The organism is Paenibacillus sp. VMFN-D1, from assembly GCF_003386155.1.
Classification (GTDB): domain Bacteria; phylum Bacillota; class Bacilli; order Paenibacillales; family Paenibacillaceae; genus Paenibacillus_AQ; species Paenibacillus_AQ favisporus.
The window spans coordinates 248738-266976 of record NZ_QRDU01000002.1; the positions used below are offsets into that span (position 1 = coordinate 248738).

Here is an 18239-nt window from a genome sequence, read left to right on the forward strand (position 1 = left end):
GAGGGAGAACAAGGATCAAAAAGGCACGAAGGGCGGGTTCAGGGCATGACGGAGCCTGGGAAACCTGCTATAATGTGGGGGAAACGGAGATGATACGATGGCTAAGAAGAACCGAAACCAAGCCCCGAGCAAGCCGCAAGTCTCGGATAAACCGGCGACGCTGAAGGATCTCCTGAGCAGCAAGGTGCTGGATAAGCTGAAGCAGCAGTCCAACGAGCTGAAGGCGGAGCAGCAGAAGCAGAAGGAAGAGCAGGAGAGACAAGCGGCCGAAGCGCGCAAAGCGGAACAGAAGCGCCTGGATAACGATTTTGAACATCTGCTGGAGAACAGCAGCATGGACTGGCGTAAATATAAATGAGAAAATGATAACTATTAGAAAAGCTGCCGGTTAGCGGCAGCTTTTTGTGTGCTTATTTTTCACTGTCCATATTTAGCTTCTTTTCGAATAAGATGTAATCCTGCCCCGGACCGGCATAGTCTTTGGCCATCGTCAGCCTAAAGCCCATGCGGGCGTGAAATTTCATGGACGTTTCGTTCACAGCCGAGGTAATGCAGCGCACCGTGTCGCAGCCGAGCTGAAGACTTTTTTCAAAAAACAGCTCATACAGCGTCCGGGCCGTGCCCTGCTTGCGATAATCGGGATGGACGCCGACAAAATGGATATACGCCTCGTTCGGATGCGTCTGGGACTGGAAACCGATCAGGAAGGCGACAAGCTTTCCACTCTCTTTTTCCTCCATCACAAAACTGGTATTTTGAAAATGCTCGAAAAACAGCTTCGGCAGCAGATGCGTCATTTGGCGCCCGCCCCACCAGTCGTTGACGACCGGGATCACGCGGTCATAGTCGGTCTCAAGGATCGGCCTGATTTCCATCGAAAAACCTTACCTCCGTTCATGTGAGCCTGAGCGGTGAGCGAAAGACACCGTCTGCAAGCTTTTGCAGCCGATTATACCATAGGATGAGAAGGTTCGAGCGATAAAAAAGAGAGGTCCATGGAATTCATAGGCCTCTCTTTGCTGTATGTCACTACTACAATAAGGACGATTTCCGGGTCCAGCTATTCTTCCAAAAAGATTAGACCGATCAGGTCGTCCATTCCGATGTTGCCAAAATAGTGCTTCACGTCGATGTCCGCGAGGGCTTCCCGGACTTCGGACTCTTCGTAACGCTTGCCGCGCAGACGGTCCTCAATATCCGCCACATCGCCTACGCCGAAAAAGTCGCCGTATATTTTAATATCCTGAATCCGCGCGTCCTTGATATCCATCCGGATGTCGATGATGCCGACCGGGAACCGTTTCGTATGCTTGACGTTGGACTGCGGAGATTGCCCGTAATTCCATTCCCAGTTCTGGTACCGGTCCTTGGAAATTTGGTTGATAATCTCCCAATCGGCTTCCGTCAGCTTGTACTGCGGAACTTCGTTTGGTTCCATGCCGAAAATGTAGCGGAGCAGCTCGGAGCGGAACTCCTCGATCGTCATCTTTTGGTTCATCAGCTCACTGATGTTAGCGACGCGGCTGCGTACGGACTTGGTGCTCTTCGACTTGAATTTCTCCGGATTGGCGTTCAGGGAAGCCTGAACATCGTCCAGATTCAGGTTGAACATGAGCGTGCCGTGACTGAACATCCGGCCCCGGGTCGAGAATTGGGCGTTACCGGAAATCTTTTGCTCGCCGACCTGCAGGTCATTGCGTCCGCTCAGCTCCGCGTTAACACCCATATGGTGCAGCGCGTCGATGACCGGCTGGGTAAACTTCAGGAAATTGTGGAACGATTCCCCGTCATCCTTGGTAATGAAGCTGAAGTTGAGGTTGCCGAGGTCGTGGTACACCGCACCGCCACCGGAGAGCCGGCGAACAACCTTGATATTGTTGTCTTTCACGTATTCCTGGTTGATCTCCTCGATGGTGTTCTGATGTTTACCGATGATGATCGAAGGACGGTTAATGTAAAACAGCAGGTAGCTGTCGTCCATAGGCAGATGTTTGAGGGCGAATTCTTCAATCGCCAGATTGACGGCAGGGTCGGTAATTCCCTGGTTATCGATAAACAGCATATTTGATTCCTCCGTTAAAAGGCCTTAATTAATTCGGTTCCTCGTCTATTGTAAACCAATTGCGGACAAGAAACAAAAGAGAAAACCGAATTGACGCGCAGCGAAATTTGGCCCCATAATGGGGTCATTCGCAAGCGATTCAAGACAGTGAACTGCTGGGGGGAAAATACATATGCTGGAACGATACGGACATGGTGGGGATCTGGAGAGCGCGTCGGAACTGTATGGCGGCGATCCAGCGTCCTTTCTGGATTTCAGCGCCAACATCAATCCGCTGGGTCCGCCGGAAGGCGTCATGGCGAAGCTGGGACAGGCGCTGCCTTCCATCCTTCGTTATCCGGATCCGGGACACCGACGCCTGAAAGCGCTGCTGTCCCGCAAACTGGGCGTGGCGCCGGAACATTTAAGCATCGGTAACGGGGCGGCGGAATCGATGGCGCTCCTGCTGCTCGGGCTGGCGCCGTCGAGGGTCGGGATCGTGCAGCCCTGCTTTTCGGAGTACCGGCAGCTGTCGGAGCAGTTCGGCGCCGAGGTGCACGCCGTCTTCGGCAGCCGGGAGCGCGACTGGAGAGCTGAGGTTTCGGACATTGCCGGAATGATGAGGAAGGTAGACCTGCTCTTTCTGGGGCAGCCGAACAATCCGAACGGTGTGCAGTATCCGCTCGAAGAGATTCGGGAATTGGCGGCTGAGGCGGAGCGGACCCGGACCTATTTTGTCGTCGATGAGGCGTTCATCGACTTCATCCCGGAAGGGCGGCGGATGACGCTGCTGCCGGAGCTGGAGCGGTTTCCGCGGGCGATCCTGGTCCGCTCGATGACGAAGTTCTATGCCATTCCGGGGCTGCGGCTGGGCTATGCGGCCGCGCATCCGGACGTGATCCGGGCGATGACGGGCAAGCAGGTGACGTGGAGCGTCAACGGCTTGGCCCTGCTCGCCGGGGAATTGTGCCTCGAGGGCGGCGAGGCGCATGAGCGCGAGACGCTGGAGCTGATCGCCGCAGAGCGCGCCCGGCTGACGGCGGGTCTGCGGGATCTGGGCTGCCGCGTGAGCGGCGGCGAAGCCAATTTCCTGCTCGCTGAGCTGCCGGCACCGTGGAGTGCCGGGGAGCTGCAGCGCGAGCTCGGGCTTCGCGGCGTCCTGATCCGCAGCTGCGCCATGTACCCGGGCCTGGGGCCGGGACATGTCCGGTTTGCGGTGAAGGGAGCGGACGCCAATGCGCGGCTGCTTGCGGTGCTGGGCGACGTGCTTCCAAGCCGGGCGGAATGATCTGCACGTTGGGAGCCATTTTGATGTAAGGAGCAGATCTGCACAATAGGACAGGCTGTGCAGGCCCAAGACGCAGGGCTGTACAGCTGCTACGCTGGAGAGGCGCTGGCGCGGGGTGTACACATCCTTTGCGGACCGGATTTCGGATGCCGCATAAACACAAGATCGATATGGGGGATAAGAAGCGATGACGACACCATTTATGGACGGATTGCAGGATACGTACCGTTCCGCCGTGTGGCCGGGACTCGTGCTGACACGGAAAGAGCGGCATTTGCTGCTTGAGGCGCCGGAGCTGCTCGACAGTCTCGGAAGCTCCATTCACGGAGGCGGCATGGGCAGGCTGCAGCGGGTGACGAATATGTATGTGGACCGGACATATGACTGCAGCGACCCGGTGCGCGATACGGAGGAATGGCTCACGGCGTGGGGATACCCGCTGGAGTCGACAGCGGGGCTGCTGACGGCGGTCCAGCTGCGCCATGCGGCGGTGCATGAGGAGAAGAACGATCAGGCCGCGGTGTTCTGCTGCACGACGGCAGGGGTATCCAATGCGGCCCGCGCCGGCTCGGAGCGGCGGACGTTCGCGGCCTATACGCCGGGAACGATCAACATCATGCTGGCCATCGACGGCCAGTTGACGAAGGCGGCCATGCTGAATGCCGTCATGACGGCGGTGGAGGCCAAGGCCGCGGCGCTGGCCGACCTGGACGTGCGCGACCCGGACAATGGGCTGATCGCTACGGGGACGACGACGGACGCCGTCGTCCTCGGCGTCAGCCAAAGCGCCGCTTACGCCGGGCTGCACCGCTATGCGGGCACCGCGACCGACCTCGGCGCGATGATTGGACGCGCGGTGTACGGCACGGTGAAGGAAGGCCTGCTGGCGGCCTGGAGCGAGCGGAAATGACCGCAATATGGATCCTAGCCGCAGCTTTTACCATCGATTGGATCATCGGGGATCCGAGGTGGATTCCCCATCCGGTCATCGGCATGGGCAAGGCGATCAAAAAGGTGGAAAACGCTATTCGGGCAAGGGCCACCCGCCCGTCAGGACTCAAGCGGGCGGGGATACTGCTCCCGGTCATCGTGGCGGGCGGCTCTCTGCTGCTGACATGGCTTGTGCTCTGGGGACTGCATCAGGTGCATCCGTGGCTGGCCTGGGCGGTGGAGGCGGTGCTCATCGCCACGACGATCGCCGTCAAGGGCCTGAAGGATGCCGGCAAGGAAGTGCTTGGCCATCTGCGGCGCGGCGACCTGCCGGAGGCGCGCAAGTCGCTCGGCATGATCGTCGGCCGGGACACTGCCCACCTGGACGAGCCGGAGATCGTCCGCGGCACGGTCGAAACGGTGGCGGAAAATATCGTCGACGCCGTCGTCTCTCCGCTGTTCTACGCCATCATCGGCGGCGCGCCGCTGGCGATGGCCTACCGGGCGGTGAACACGCTCGATTCCATGGTCGGCTACAAGAACGACAAATATTTGCATCTTGGCTGGGCGTCGGCGAGGCTGGATGACATCGCCAACTTCATTCCCGCCCGGATCACTGCGGGCATCCTAGTGCTGTCCGCCTGGCTGCTGCGTCTGGACGCCGCCAGAGCCTGGCGCACCGTGCGCCGGGACGCGCGCCGCCATCCGAGCCCGAACAGCGGCTTCCCCGAATCCGCGGTGGCGGGCGCGCTCGGCATCCGGCTCGGCGGCGAGAACGTGTACCACGGCGTCGTCTCGTTCCGGGCTTACATGGGCGAGGCGCTGCGCCCGATGGAGGCGCGCGACATCACGATGACGATCCGGCTGCTTATCACGGTATCGGTCATCTTTATTCTGCTGGGCATCGCCGTGCTGTGGGCGGCAGGGGGCAGCTTATGGACGTCCTAGCGAAACAGGTCGATCTGCTGCTGGTCCGGCACGGCACGACGCGGTGGAACCGGGAGAAGCGTTACCTCGGGCATACGGATATCCCGCTGGATCCGGGCGGCAGGGATGAGCTTGCGCCGCTGGCCCGGGAGCTGGCCGGGAAGGCGTTCCACGGCGTATATTGCAGCGACCTGGCCCGATGCCGGGAGACACTGGCGATCATCAGTCCGCCGCACGCAGATACTGCGACGTATGACCCGAGGCTGCGGGAAATGGACTTTGGCGCCTGGGAAGGGCATACCTATGAGCAGCTGCAGCATGAGCCCCTATACCGGCAGTGGATCGATTCGCCGCAGCAGGTGACGACGCCGGGCGGGGAGTCATGGGCGGATTTTGCCGGGAGGGTCGACGGGTTTATCGGCAGCTTGTTGAAGGATGTGGAAGGGGCATGCAGCAGACTGGCAGAGGCCCAGAACGACGGCGGGTCGGCACTTTCCGAATCGCAAAGGAACGAAATTGGCGGGGTGACAATTTCCGGATCGAAAGGAAGCGATATTGGCTGGGCGGAACTTGCCGAATCGCAAAGGATCGAGATTGGTGAGGCAGCACTGCCCGGATCGCAAGGGAATGAGACTGGCGCGGCGGAACTGCCCGAATCGCAAAGGATCGAGATTGGTGAGGCGGCACTTCCCGGATCACAAACGAGCGATGACAACAAGGCGGCTCTTTCCCGGTCGGAAGGACCGGAAGGCACCAGCCCCGAAGCGCCGGTTCCGCCGGAGATGCTGATCGTCGCCCATGGCGGCGTCTTGCGGCAGCTTGCGGTCAGCCTCGTCCCGGGGCTGTCCTTCTGGGACGTTCATGTTCAGCCCGGGAGTTTGCTGCGGATCCGGCTGAGCTTCACTGAAGAAACCGGCGATTGGAACGGCAAGCTGGTGAATGAAGCTTGAGAGAGGATGCAAACAAGGTAATGGTCGGCATTGACCGGTCAGGGTCTTGCCTGCACTCTGGCCAGCAGAAAGCGGCGAATCGACTCAGGCCGCCGGCATACGAGGACGTGTTTCCCGAATCGTCCGTTCCCCCGGGGTTGGACATGCTTGCGGGCTCGGGTCCGGACATGCCCCGGCATGCGACCGGACATGTATCCCGGCAAGTGCCGGACACAAAAATTCCATTGTCACCCGCAGGCTTTTCCCCTATAATCAGGACAAAAGAAGCATGGCCAGGATAATTGAATAGGAGTGCTTGTGAGGTCCCGGAAGCTGTCTGCCGTATAAGGCGAGCGTTGATCCGGGTGAAAAGGGAAGCCGGTGCAACTCCGGCACGGTCCCGCCACTGTAAACAGGTATGTCCCCAGGAAGCCACTGTTCCGCCGCTACACGGGATGGGAAGGCGGGGACGATTTTATCCAGCCTGTAAGTCAGGAGACCTGCCTCACGAGAGGAAATGACGGTCCTTCGAGGAAAGGATTACGTTTCACGTGCCCTTCATAACGCATGTTCGCCGCGGCCCAAGCAAGCATTGGCTTGAACTCTTGGCCTCGCAGCATGCCACAAGGCACACCGGTCCATCGCGGCGATGCCGCGGGATGTTCCGTGCAGACGTAATCCCTGATTCTTGATCGAACAAGAGTCAGGGTTTTTTAGTTGACAAAGAATGGAGCGACAGACGCCATACACCTGCTCATGGTGAGCAGCGGCGCTGCAACTCTAGCATTTCCGTCAGGTTTATTCCGTTTTCGTATACCGGTCAGGCCTCTTTTGTGCAAATTATTCGATAGACAAAGAGGGAGAGAACGAAATCATGAACGTAACGTTGAAACGCTGGTCCACAGGCCTTGCGGCGCTGCTGCTTGCCTTATCGCTGAGTGCCTGCGGCGCCAAGAAGGAAGACAGCTCCGCCTCGCAGCAGCCTGCTGCCCAAACGGAGCAAAGCACGGATAACAGCGCGTCGCAGACAAAGACAGACGAACTGAAAACAACCTATCCGCTGACCATTCAGGATGCGACCGGAGAGTCCTTTACTTTCAAGGAAGCGCCGAAGCATATCATCTCGGTATCTCCGGCGGAAACGGAGGCACTCTTTGCGATTGGGCTGGACAGCGAGATCGTTGGGGTGTCCGATTATGATGATTATCCGGAAGCAGCCAAGTCCAAGGCGAAAATGGGCGGCATTGCTAAACCGAACGAGGAAGCGATCATTGCGGCCCAGCCGGACATCGTGTTCACGGGCATTTCGATGAGCAAGGAAGCGGTGAAGAAGCTGCGCGACCTCGGCATTCAAATTTTCAAGACCGATCCGAAAACGGTCGATGACGTCATCAAAAATATCGAAACCTACGGCCTCATCACCGATCATCAGGCGGAAGCCAAAGCGGTGGTCGAAAAGATGAAGCAGGAGGAAAATGAGGTTACTGAAGCGGTAAAATCGCTGACGCCGGAGCAGAAGAAAAAGGTATATATTGAATTCTCCCCAGGCTGGACAGCGGGCAAAGGAGTATTTATGGATGAGATAATTAATCTTGCTGGTGGAACTAATATTGCTTCTGATACAGTTGGATGGAATGAAATCAGCGAAGAGAAAATCATCAAGGACAATCCGGACGTGATTTTGTATGCCAACAGCGTCATCGACGAGAAGACGAAGAAAAGCCTTGGCGATATCATTAAAGGCCGCAGCGGCTGGGACCAGATTACAGCCGTGAAGAACGACGCGGTCATCGGTCTTGACGACAATCTGCTGAGCCGTCCGGGCCCGCGTGTCACGCAGGGCTTGAAGGAAGTGGCGAAAGCCATTTATCCGGACCTGTTTAAATAATGAGCAAAAAGCTGGCAGGCTATGGAGGAATCGGCATCGTCCTGCTCGTCCTGACCCTGCTGATCTGTCTGGGGATTGGCTCGGTCGCGCTGCCGGTCCGTGACATCGCCCTCATTCTACTGCACCGGATTCCATGGATCGGGAGCCATATCGACCCGACGTGGAACGCATCGTTTGAGCAGATTATCGTGAAGGTTCGGCTGCCGCGGATTCTACTGGGCATGCTGGTCGGCGCGGCTTTGGCCGTGGCCGGCTCGGGGTTCCAGGGGGTGCTGCGCAACCCGCTCGCTGATCCGTTTACGCTCGGGGTTTCCTCGGGGTCGGCAGTAGGCGCGTCGTTCCTGATCTTTTTCGGGCTGCAGTATTCGTTTTTCGGCGGCTGGACGCTGCCTGCGGTCGCTTTCGTGACCGGGATGCTGACGCTGTGGATGGTCATCGCGTTGGCCAGGGAGAGCGGGAAAATTCCGACGAACAGTCTGATTCTGTCCGGTGTGGTAATGCAGTCCTTTCTCGGAGCGGTCGTATCCTTCCTTTCGGCGATGTCGAACCGGACGATCAATGAAATTATATATTGGACAATGGGCAGCCTCAGCCTGCGTGGATGGTCGTATACGGCCATCCTTTTGCCGTATTTTCTGGTGGGATTTGCGGTGGTCTGGAGCCGGGCCCGCGCGCTGAATCTATTGTCCTTAGGTGAGCGGCAGGCGGCCCATATGGGGATGAACGTGGATCGCGTGAAGCTGGGGGTGCTGCTCGTCAGCACGCTGCTCACGGCTGCCGCGGTGTCGGTTGCGGGCATTATCGGGTTCGTCGGACTCGTCATTCCGCATGTGATCCGGCTGATCACCGGTCCCGATTACCGGTTGATCGTGCCGCTGTCGGCCATCGGCGGAGCTGTCTTTATGGTCTGGGCCGACACGATCGCCCGTTCCCTGCTGGCGCCGACCGAGATTCCACTCGGCGTGGTGACGGCCTTCGTAGGCGCTCCGTTTTTTGCCTATTTGCTGTACCGGAACAAAAAGCAGCGGAAGGGGAGATGGACATGATCGAGATCAGGGAAGCAGGGAAGCAGTATGGCGGCATTACAGCTCTCCATGGCCTCAACTGGTCGGTCCAGGAAGGCGAATGGTGGGGGATTATCGGGCCGAACGGCAGCGGCAAGTCGACGCTGCTGCAGCTGGTTTCCGGCGTGGAAAAGGCCAGCAGCGGCGAGGTACTGATTCACGGTAAACCTGCCTCTGCCTATAACCGGAAAATCCTTTCCCGCATGATGGCCGTTCTCCAGCAGGACGGCCTTCCTCCTGTTCATTATCCGGTCAGGGAAGTGCTGGAGATGGGACGTTACCCGTATCAGGATTGGCTCGGACGGGACGAGGGCGGCGATCCTGACGTCCTGATTGAGGGCATTATGGATAAGCTGCAGCTGCACGAACTTGCCGACCGCCCCTTGGATGAGCTGAGCGGCGGGCAGCGCCAGCGCGTCGCCCTTGGCAAAGTGATGGCGCAGGAGCCGCAGATTCTGCTGCTTGACGAGCCGACGACTTACCTGGACATCCGTTACCAGCACCAGTTCATGGAGCTGGTGGCGCAGTGGCGGAAGGAAGAGGGCATCACGGTCGTCGCCGTCCTGCATGATTTGAACCTGGCGGCGCAGTTTTGTGATAAACTGCTGGTATTAAGGGACGGGCAGGCGGTCGGAATGGGAACGCCGGAAGACATGTTGACCGAGGAAACGATCCGTCTGGTGTACGGCATTGAGCCGGTCATCGTTCCCCATCCGGTCAGCGGTATTCCGCAGGTACTGGTGACTAGGCAGCGGTAGGATTAAAGCAGCTCGGAGAACGAGTGCGGAAGTAGGCGGGCTGTGAGTTGATCGGTTTGAAGGCAGTTTTACGAGAGAGGGAGTAGATGCAAGATGAACGAACTTGTGAAGCAGTACGTGGAGCGGATTCAGCCCCTGGATGAGACCGCGTCGAAGGAGGCGGCAGCCCATATCGCCAACCTGACGGTGCCGCCGGGCAGCCTCGGCAAGCTGGAGTCGCTGGCAATCCGCCTGGCCGGCATAACCGGCGAGACGAAACCGCTGTTCGAGCGCAAAGAGGTTATCATCATGGCTGCGGACCACGGCGTGTGCGAGGAAGGTGTCAGCGCCTTCCCGCAGGAAGTGACGCCGCAAATGATCCTCAATTTTCTCGCCGGAGGCGCAGCGGTCAACGTGCTGTCGCGGCAGGCCGGCGCGGACATCGTCTGCGTCGACATCGGGGTGAAGAGTGACCTTGCCCATCCGCAGCTGGTGTCCCGCAAGGTGCGGTACGGGACGGCCAATATGGCCAAGGGGCCGGCGATGACCCGCGAGGAAGCGGAGCAGTCGATCCTGACCGGCATCGCCGTCGTCGGGGAAGCGGTGGCGCAAGGCGTCCGCATCTTCGTTACCGGCGAAATGGGCATCGGCAACACGACGGCCAGCTCGGCCGTCATGTGCGCGCTGACCGGCACGCCGGTCAAGGAAGCAGCCGGACGCGGGACAGGCCTGACCGACGAGCGCCTGCTTCATAAGATTGGCGTCATCGAGAAGGCGCTCGCCGTCAACGCGCCGGACGCGGCCGACCCGATCGATGTGCTCGCCAAGGTCGGCGGGCTCGAAATCGGCGGCCTGGCCGGGGTCATCCTCGGCGCGGCCGCCCATCGATGTCCCGTGGTCATCGACGGGTTTATTTCGAGCGCCGCTGCTCTGCTGGCGCGGGCAATCTGTCCGCTGGCCGCGGAATACATGATCGCGTCCCACGCCTCGCATGAGCAGGGGCACCGCCTGCTGCTGCAGGAGCTCGGGCTGGCGCCGATGCTTGACTTGGACATGCGCATCGGCGAAGGCACCGGCGGCGTGCTCGGCCTGACGCTGGTGGACGCGGCGTGCCGCATCGTGCGCGAGATGGCCACCTTCGAAAGCGCCGGCATCTCCGGCGGCGAGGCGGTGACGTCCGAGTGAGCGTACTCGTAACGGGCGGCGCCCGCAGCGGCAAGAGCTCCTTTGCGGAGCGCTGGATGATGGCCCACGCTGGCCAGGCGGTGTACGTGGCGACGGCGCAGGCCTTTGACCGGGAGATGGAGGAGCGGATCGCCCTCCATCGGCAGCAGCGCACGGAGGCGGCGTATCCCTGGGAAACCCGGGAGGAGCCGCTGCGGCTGGCGGAGCTGCTGCAGACGCTGCGCACCGGGCAGGCTGATCCCGCTGGCGCAACTTCATCCGCGGAAGATCGTGCGCCGGCCGTGCTGGTGGACTGCCTGACCTTGTGGCTGTCCAATACGCTCCTGGCGCTGGAGGGCGAGGAGGATATGGAGTCACGCCTCATGGAGGCCATCAACCAACTCGTGGAGCAGATTCAGGCGTATCCCGCTCCGCTGGTGCTGGTCACCAATGAGGTCGGCGACGGCATCGTGCCGGAATACCTGCTGGGTCGGGTGTTCCGCGATTATGCGGGGATCTTGAACCGCAAGGTAGCGGCCGTCAGCGACCAGGTTTTTCTGGTGACGGCCGGCATTCCGATCGAGCTCAAGAGCAGGGAGTATCACCTATGAAAATGAACGTTCAGGCGGCTGCGGCCGCTTTTCAATTTTTGACCCGTTTTCCGGTCAAGATGACCCTGGATTATACGCCAGAGCTATTTCGGCGGAGTACGCGCTTCTATCCGCTGGTCGGGCTGGCGGTCGGCTTGACCGTCTGGATCGGCGGAGCGGCCGCTTCGTATCTGCTTCCGCCGCTTCCTGCCGCCGTTCTCATGCTGATCCTGTGGGTCGGCCTGACCGGAGGCCTGCATCTCGACGGCTGGATGGATACGGCGGACGGCCTGCTCAGCTACCGCTCGCGGGAGCGGATGCTGGAGATCATGAAGGACAGCCGGGTCGGAGCCATGGGCGTCATGGCCTGTGTGCTTCTCCTGCTGCTGAAGGCATCGCTGATTTACTCGCTGCTGCTCGGCGGCCTTCCGCCGCTGCTTCTGCTGCTGCCGCCGGTATGGAGCCGCTGGTTCATGGTCCATGCGATGGTCTCCTGGCCGATGGCGCGGGGCAAAGAGGGACTGGCGGGCAGCTATTTCAACGGCATGACCCGGAAGCAGAGCATGGAGTCCTTCCTGCTGGCGGCAGGGCTCACCCTGATCGCGGCGCTACTGTCTCCGCTGCTTCCCTACGGACCTGCCGGGATATGGAATTATAGAGGCATCACCTGGCTTCATGCCGGATTAGCCTGGCTGCTGCTTCCATTGGCGGCATGGGCTGCCGGATGGTGGGCAGGGCAGCGGATGAACGCCAAGCTCGGCGGCTTAACGGGCGACACCTACGGCGCGCTGAACGAGGGCATTGAGACTGTGCTTCTGCTCGTGCTGACCATACTCATCTACCGTTTTTGACTAGGAGGCAGACGCGATGGAATTAACCGATACAACACGGAAGGACGGCTCTCCGGGGGCCGTGCTGATGCTGCAGGGAACGGCTTCGGACGTCGGCAAAAGCGTCGTGACCGCGGCGCTCTGTCGGATCTTCGTGCAGGACGGATACCGCACGGCACCGTTCAAGTCGCAAAATATGGCGCTGAATTCCTACGTGACCGCGGACGGCAAGGAAATCGGACGGGCGCAGGGGATGCAGGCTGAAGCCTGCGGGATCGAGGCGACCACCGATATGAACCCGATCCTGATCAAACCGACGGGCGATATGCATTCGCAGATCGTCGTTCACGGGCGCCCGCTGGCACACATGAGCGCGACCGATTACCGCAGCCGCTTTTTGCCGGAAGCGAAGGACACGGTGCTGGAAGCCCTCGACAGGCTGCGCGGGCAGTACGACATCGTCGTGATGGAAGGCGCAGGCAGCCCGGCCGAGATTAATCTGAAGGACCGTGACATCGTCAATATGAACCTGGCCGGCTGGGCGGATGCGCCCGTGCTGCTCGTTGCGGACATCGACCGGGGCGGCGTGTTCGCGTTCCTGGTGGGTACTTTAGAGCTGCTGGAGCCGCACGAGCGGCAGCGGGTGAAAGGTTTTATCATCAACAAGTTCCGGGGGGACTTGTCCCTGCTGCAGCCGGGGCTGGACTGGCTGGAGGAGCGGACCGGCATTCCGGTACTGGGCGTGCTTCCGTATATCCCGGACATCCGCATCGAGGCGGAGGACTCCGTCGTGCTGGATGAGCTGACCGCCAAAGGGCAGTCCAGCCTGGAAGCGGACATCGACATTGCCGTCATCCGCTATCCGCGCATTTCCAACTTCACAGACTTTGACCCGCTGCAGGAGGAAAGGGATGTCCGGGTCCGCTTTATTACCAAGGCGGCTGATCTCGGTCATCCGGATGTGATCATCCTGCCGGGGACGAAGGATACGATCGGGGACCTGCAGTATCTCCGCAGCCAGGGCTTCGATCTGGCTATCGCCGCAGCCGTCGAATCGGGCGATGCGCAGCTGGCCGGCATCTGCGGAGGGTACCAGATGCTCGGCAAAATGCTGCATGATCCGGACGCCGCCGATGGCGGCGTTGCCCGCGAGGAGGAGGGACTCGGCTATTTGCCGGTCGCAACGACGTTTGCGAAGGAGAAGCGCACAGTCCGGGTGACCGGCCGGGTTGCGGACCATTCTCCTCTGCTGCTGTCCGCAGAGAGCCGATGCCTGCTGGCCGCCGGCGAACCGATTTCCGTTGAAGGATACGAAATCCATATGGGGCAGAGCCGCAGCCTGAAAGGGGAGCAGATGGCCCCGGTGTTTAAGCTGGGGCCGGACGGAGAGCAGCCGGCCGCCGAAGGCTGGGGGACGCTGGACGGGCGGATCTGGGGCACCTATCTGCACGGCGTGTTTCATAACGACCGGCTTCGCCGTTTATGGCTCGACCAGATCCGCGAGAGCAAAGGGCTCCGCCCGGTGAAGGAGACTTTCTCCGCATCGGGGCTAAAAGAGCAGGAGTTTGACCGGGTTGCGTCGCTCGTCAGAGAGCATCTCGATCTGGAGCAGGTGTATCAAATCATGGGAATATCCGCCAAGACGGTATAGTTTTGAGCAGGATACGGGTAATAAATAGAAGTCATTCCGAAGTATACTTGGCGAATGGCTTCTTTTTTCTTTTTTTACAGCAAATTCTAACATGAAATTAACCCTACCCAAATAGTATGAATTATGCTACACTAAAGTCCAGTTTCACAGATTGCCCAAAAAAGCAAGCGACCTGCCCGCGGGCAAGCCGCAGGGACAGGCGTTAACATTATTGTTACAAGAGGGGAGAACGAAAGAGAGATGGACACACTTTGGACTGTGGTGAACGTCGTTGTGATGCTCATCCTGATCGGCCTGTTGATCTGGATGCAGAAGAAGCACGTATCGTTCACGAAACGCGTATTTACCGGCCTTGCGCTCGGTATTATTTTCGGATTTATCCTTCAATGGGCCTTCGGCACGCAATCGGAGGTCGTCAGCAAGTCTACCGACTGGTTCAGCCTTGTCGGCAGCGGCTATGTCGGCTTGTTACAAATGGTCGTCATCCCGCTGATCATGGTTTCGATCATTTCGGCGATCATGAACCTGAAGGGCAGACAGAACCTCGGCAAAATGAGCGGCTCGATCATCGCTGTTCTGCTCATCACCGTAGCGATTGCAGCTTCGGTAAGTATCGTAACCAGCTTGTCCTTTAACCTGAAGGCGATTGAGATTCAAGCGGGTGACCGTGAGCAAGCCCAAGGTCAGAAGCTGGAAGAAAAAGTGGGAGACGTGAAGGACAAATCGATCCCGCAGCAGGTACTGGAATTCATTCCGACCAATCCGTTCGCGGATATGACCGGAGCACGCCGCTCCTCGACGCTGGCTGTCGTTATTTTCTCGGCCTTTATCGGAGTTGCCGTTCTCGGCATTGACCGTAAAAAACCGGAGCAGGCGGCTACCTTCCGCAAAATGGTTGAAGCGGTCTATGCGGTGGTCCTGCGGATCGTTACACTAGTGCTCAGGCTGACGCCATATGGCATCCTGGCCTTGATCACGAAGACGACCGCTACCACGAATATCGATGAGATTCTGAAGCTCGCCAAGTTTGTCGGCGCTTCGTATGTGGCACTGATCGTTATGTTCATCATTCATCTGATTCTGATTACACTGTTCGGGTTCAACCCGATCCAATATGTACGCAAAGTTTTCCCGACGCTCGTCTTCGCATTCACTTCCCGTTCCAGTGCGGCAACCATCCCGCTGAACGTGGAAACCCAGACGAAGAAGCTTGGGGTATCGGAAGGGATTGCCAACCTGTCGGCAACCTTCGGTGCCACAATCGGCCAGAACGGCTGCGCCGGTATTTATCCGGCGATGCTGGCGGTGATGATCGCACCGACGGTCGGCATCGATCCGACAAGCTGGGATTTCATTATTAAACTGATTCTGATCGTAACCATCAGTTCCTTCGGGGTTGCCGGCGTCGGCGGCGGTGCCACCTTCGCATCCCTGATCGTGCTGTCCACGATGAACCTGCCGGTGGCGCTCGCCGGTCTCCTGATCTCGGTTGAACCGCTGATCGACATGGGACGCACGGCGCTGAACGTCAACGACTCGATCACGGCCGGTCTGATCTCGAGCAAAATTTTGAAAGAGAACGACCAGGATACGTTTAACAACAATCATGTCGAGCTTGACTCGGCGCATGCGTAAGCTTGCGTACGCGTCCGAAGAAACCAAAGCCTTTGCGGGCTTTGGTTTCTTTTTTTGATAGGAGAAAGTATATCTTGAGAGGATCGGCATTTTTAGATTGCAATAAAAATCTAGACCATTCGACGGTATTTTCTGCGACCAAAGGACTGGCTGACGAACCCAAGCGAACTGTCCTCAGGGTGGGGAGGGACCGCGGAGAAAGGATACGTGCCGCAGCAAGGCTTAACAGCGCTGAGATGTTTGGGAGCCCCGCACCATCAGGCAAAATAGATTTGTCACGAAACAATCCCAAGAAATGAGCCTTTGGCCGCAGTCCCTAAAAAAAGGAAAACACCGCACCTTCGCGAACATGTTAACCATCCGAAATGACATCCCACGATCGCCACCTGGAAGGATACTCTTACAAATTCAGGAGGGAATGAGCATGAAAAAGACGAAATGGCTGCTGAACATCGGCCTGCTGGGCACGCTGCTGCTGTCCGGATCGGCTGCGGCTTTTGCGGACGACGCGGAGCTGGTACCGATTGAGACGCTGAAACCGGCGGTCCCCATGGTGAAACCGGTGCTGACGGGAACGGGCGGATCCCTGATCCTGAGCGACTCCCCGGAATCCCCTAAAGTTGAAGGCGCTTACTACAGGGATGCGGTGACCGGATCGTTCCGCGTCTTTTGGCATCATCAAAATATGACCGGCGAGCCGCTGACCGTGGCCGTGGCTGTGACCAACACGTCCGACGAGCCTATCATGCTGTTCTCGGAGGGGATCGGGCTTGCAACGGATTACTATCCGGATGTCGCCGGCCAGATGGCCTTGGCTGATTTTATGAGCAATCGTGCAGCCCAGAAGCAGGAAGCGATCCTGCAGCCGGGTGAGAGCTATTACTTGACTGCCCTCGCGGAAAATACGCACACCGCCAGCGGCATCGCCAATTTTGCCGCGTATACGCAGCAAGGGCATGGGGATGCGACCGTCACGGTCACGACGCTGGGCTATAAAGAGCAGCCGGCTAACCCATTGGACGTACCGATTCTGCCGAAGGATGTGCACGTGCGCGGGACATTCCCTCATGCGGACCGAACCGGTACATTGGACTACAATACGTCGAGCGGCAATTCATTGATCCGCATTTCCTCAGCGGCGAGCGGTCCGTGGAGCGACAGCATGCCGGGTGAGTATGAGGAAGGCTGGAACGCGGTGGACGGCGGAACCGTCATCAACAACGGCAACTATGGGGTCATGTACAACCTCAGCGTGGCCATCAACAACGATTTGGACGTCAAACGGACCATTTCCGTGTACGATAACCCCTCCGGCGGCGCGGGCCACTACGTGATCGGCTGGGGCAAGGATCTGCTGCAATCGCCGTTCGTAAACTATCAGAAAGCCTGGAAGTTTACCGAATTTACGGTGAACAAAAAGGGCAAAACGATCGCTGCCGAGCTGAGCCTGACCGGTGGAGCGGCCGGACCGCAGACGCTGTATTTTACCAATTCGGACGTGAAGTAAAGGCGTGCCTTGTGACTTGTTCTGGATGATGAACGAGTGTGATCCATTTTATATGAAATATTGAAAACACTGCCCATGCCGGCTGCGAACGTCGGATCGTGGGCAGTTTTTGTTTGCAGCAGTGTCTCCCGGAGGTTCCGGGGCCTGCCCAAGAGCACTTCCAGTCCCAGAAAAAAACATGGCAACTTCCGTTTCCGTGTGATACAGTAGTACATGTTTTGGGTTTGAAAGAATAGACAAAGACCCCAAAACCGCGGTTCGCAACCATCCCGCGTAATCAAAACTAGGAGGAACACGAGTGTACAATTTGTTGTGGGGTATTTTGTTCGTACTTGTTAATTTTTCGCTGTACCTGCTATGCTACCGTTTATTCGGCAAAAAGGGGCTGTACGCCTGGATCGGGGTCGCGACGGTGATCGCGAACATTCAGGTGACGAAGACGATCGACATTTTCGGCATTGTCCTGACGCTGGGCAATACGATGTATGTCAGTTTGTATATGACCAGTGACCTGCTGAACGAAAAATACGGCCGGAAGGAAGCGCAGAAGGCGGTGTGGTTCGGCTTTTTCACGCTGCTGATGACGACGCTCCTGATGCAGATGGCGCTGTTTTTTACGCCGGACGAGAGCGACCTCGCGCAGGAATCGCTGCAGAACATCTTCGGCCTGATGCCGCGCCTGGCGCTGGGAAGCTTGACGGCTTACTTCGTCAGCCAGTTCCTGGACGTTCGCCTGTATGCCTGGCTGCGGAAGCTGTTCGGCGAGCGGAACCAGTTCTGGATCCGCAACAACGGCAGCACGATGATCAGCTCGCTGGTGGACACGCTTATTTTCTGCACGATTGCTTTTGCCGGACGTTACGAGCTGTCGGTTTGGATTGAAATTTTTCTGACGACGTATCTGATCAAGTTCGTGCTGACCGCGGTGGGAACGCCGTTTCTATATATCGCCCGCGATTTCAAATTCAAGGACGAGGATTAAGCAGAGCAGACGGCCACTGTAATGATTGCCGCTGTTCAATAGATAAGCTGAATGGTTGCAGCACAAAAAAACCGGA

General features: G+C 58.5%; 17 protein-coding genes and 1 riboswitch. Of the genes, 15 read left to right on the plus strand and 2 right to left on the minus strand.

Going from position 1 to position 18239, the window contains the following annotated elements:
- Window positions 1-97 precede the first annotated feature (97 nt).
- The gene (locus tag C7820_RS16395; RefSeq protein ID WP_116231961.1) at window positions 98-358 is read left to right on the plus strand and encodes a YqkE family protein; all 261 of its coding nucleotides are present in this window, start codon (window positions 98-100) and stop codon (window positions 356-358) included.
- A gap of 52 nt (window positions 359-410) precedes the next feature.
- Here C7820_RS16395 and C7820_RS16400 read toward each other — a convergent pair whose 3' ends face one another.
- Both C7820_RS16400 and lplA read right to left on the minus strand, forming a co-directional pair.
- Window positions 411-875, minus strand: coding sequence for a GNAT family N-acetyltransferase (locus tag C7820_RS16400; protein ID WP_116231962.1), 465 nt, complete (start codon window positions 873-875; stop codon window positions 411-413).
- Between the two features lie 185 nt (window positions 876-1060).
- Window positions 1061-2062: a lipoate--protein ligase gene (gene lplA / locus C7820_RS16405; protein ID WP_116231963.1), complete on the minus strand. Its 1002-nt coding sequence runs from the start codon at window positions 2060-2062 to the stop codon at window positions 1061-1063.
- A 172-nt stretch (window positions 2063-2234) separates the two neighbouring features.
- Between lplA and cobD the strand changes: the two genes are divergently transcribed.
- From cobD to C7820_RS16475, 14 genes are all read left to right on the plus strand, one after another.
- Window positions 2235-3329, plus strand: coding sequence for a threonine-phosphate decarboxylase CobD (cobD, locus tag C7820_RS16410; RefSeq protein ID WP_116231964.1), 1095 nt, complete (start codon window positions 2235-2237; stop codon window positions 3327-3329).
- 187 nt (window positions 3330-3516) lie between these two features.
- On the plus strand, window positions 3517-4239 hold the full coding sequence (locus tag C7820_RS16415; RefSeq protein WP_116231965.1) for an adenosylcobinamide amidohydrolase: 723 nt from the start codon (window positions 3517-3519) through the stop codon (window positions 4237-4239).
- Window positions 4236-5207 carry an adenosylcobinamide-phosphate synthase CbiB gene (gene cbiB, locus C7820_RS16420; RefSeq protein WP_116231966.1) on the plus strand — a complete coding sequence of 324 codons (972 nt, stop codon included), beginning with the start codon at window positions 4236-4238 and terminating at the stop codon, window positions 5205-5207. The genes C7820_RS16415 and cbiB overlap by 4 nt, the downstream gene beginning before the upstream one ends.
- On the plus strand, window positions 5195-6136 hold the full coding sequence (locus C7820_RS16425) for a histidine phosphatase family protein (protein WP_116231967.1): 942 nt from the start codon (window positions 5195-5197) through the stop codon (window positions 6134-6136). The genes cbiB and C7820_RS16425 overlap by 13 nt, the downstream gene beginning before the upstream one ends.
- 283 nt (window positions 6137-6419) lie before the next feature.
- Window positions 6420-6637, plus strand: a riboswitch (cobalamin riboswitch).
- 352 nt (window positions 6638-6989) lie between these two features.
- Complete coding sequence (locus tag C7820_RS16430) at window positions 6990-8003, plus strand: ABC transporter substrate-binding protein (protein ID WP_116231968.1); 1014 nt, start codon at window positions 6990-6992, stop codon at window positions 8001-8003.
- Window positions 8003-9049: a FecCD family ABC transporter permease gene (locus tag C7820_RS16435; RefSeq protein WP_116231969.1), complete on the plus strand. Its 1047-nt coding sequence runs from the start codon at window positions 8003-8005 to the stop codon at window positions 9047-9049. Before C7820_RS16430 ends, C7820_RS16435 begins: the two co-directional genes overlap by 1 nt.
- A complete protein-coding gene (locus C7820_RS16440) occupies window positions 9046-9825 on the plus strand; it encodes an ABC transporter ATP-binding protein (RefSeq protein WP_116231970.1) in 780 nt (259 codons plus the stop codon). The genes C7820_RS16435 and C7820_RS16440 overlap by 4 nt, the downstream gene beginning before the upstream one ends.
- 93 nt (window positions 9826-9918) lie before the next feature.
- The gene (gene cobT, locus C7820_RS16445; RefSeq protein ID WP_116231971.1) at window positions 9919-10989 is read left to right on the plus strand and encodes a nicotinate-nucleotide--dimethylbenzimidazole phosphoribosyltransferase; all 1071 of its coding nucleotides are present in this window, start codon (window positions 9919-9921) and stop codon (window positions 10987-10989) included.
- Complete coding sequence (cobU, locus tag C7820_RS16450) at window positions 10986-11579, plus strand: bifunctional adenosylcobinamide kinase/adenosylcobinamide-phosphate guanylyltransferase (RefSeq protein ID WP_116231972.1); 594 nt, start codon at window positions 10986-10988, stop codon at window positions 11577-11579. The genes cobT and cobU overlap by 4 nt, the downstream gene beginning before the upstream one ends.
- Window positions 11576-12409, plus strand: coding sequence for an adenosylcobinamide-GDP ribazoletransferase (cobS, locus tag C7820_RS16455; protein WP_116231973.1), 834 nt, complete (start codon window positions 11576-11578; stop codon window positions 12407-12409). Before cobU ends, cobS begins: the two co-directional genes overlap by 4 nt.
- A 16-nt stretch (window positions 12410-12425) precedes the next feature.
- Window positions 12426-14039 carry a cobyric acid synthase gene (locus C7820_RS16460; RefSeq protein ID WP_258875282.1) on the plus strand — a complete coding sequence of 538 codons (1614 nt, stop codon included), beginning with the start codon at window positions 12426-12428 and terminating at the stop codon, window positions 14037-14039.
- 240 nt (window positions 14040-14279) lie between these two features.
- Window positions 14280-15674, plus strand: a complete 1395-nt coding sequence (locus C7820_RS16465; RefSeq protein ID WP_076173412.1) for an L-cystine transporter — start codon at window positions 14280-14282, stop codon at window positions 15672-15674.
- Window positions 15675-16098: 424 nt separating this feature from the next.
- A complete protein-coding gene (locus C7820_RS16470; RefSeq protein WP_116231974.1) occupies window positions 16099-17181 on the plus strand; it encodes a hypothetical protein in 1083 nt (360 codons plus the stop codon).
- 298 nt (window positions 17182-17479) lie between these two features.
- Complete coding sequence (locus C7820_RS16475; RefSeq protein ID WP_076173410.1) at window positions 17480-18163, plus strand: queuosine precursor transporter; 684 nt, start codon at window positions 17480-17482, stop codon at window positions 18161-18163.
- Window positions 18164-18239: the final 76 nt, after the last annotated feature.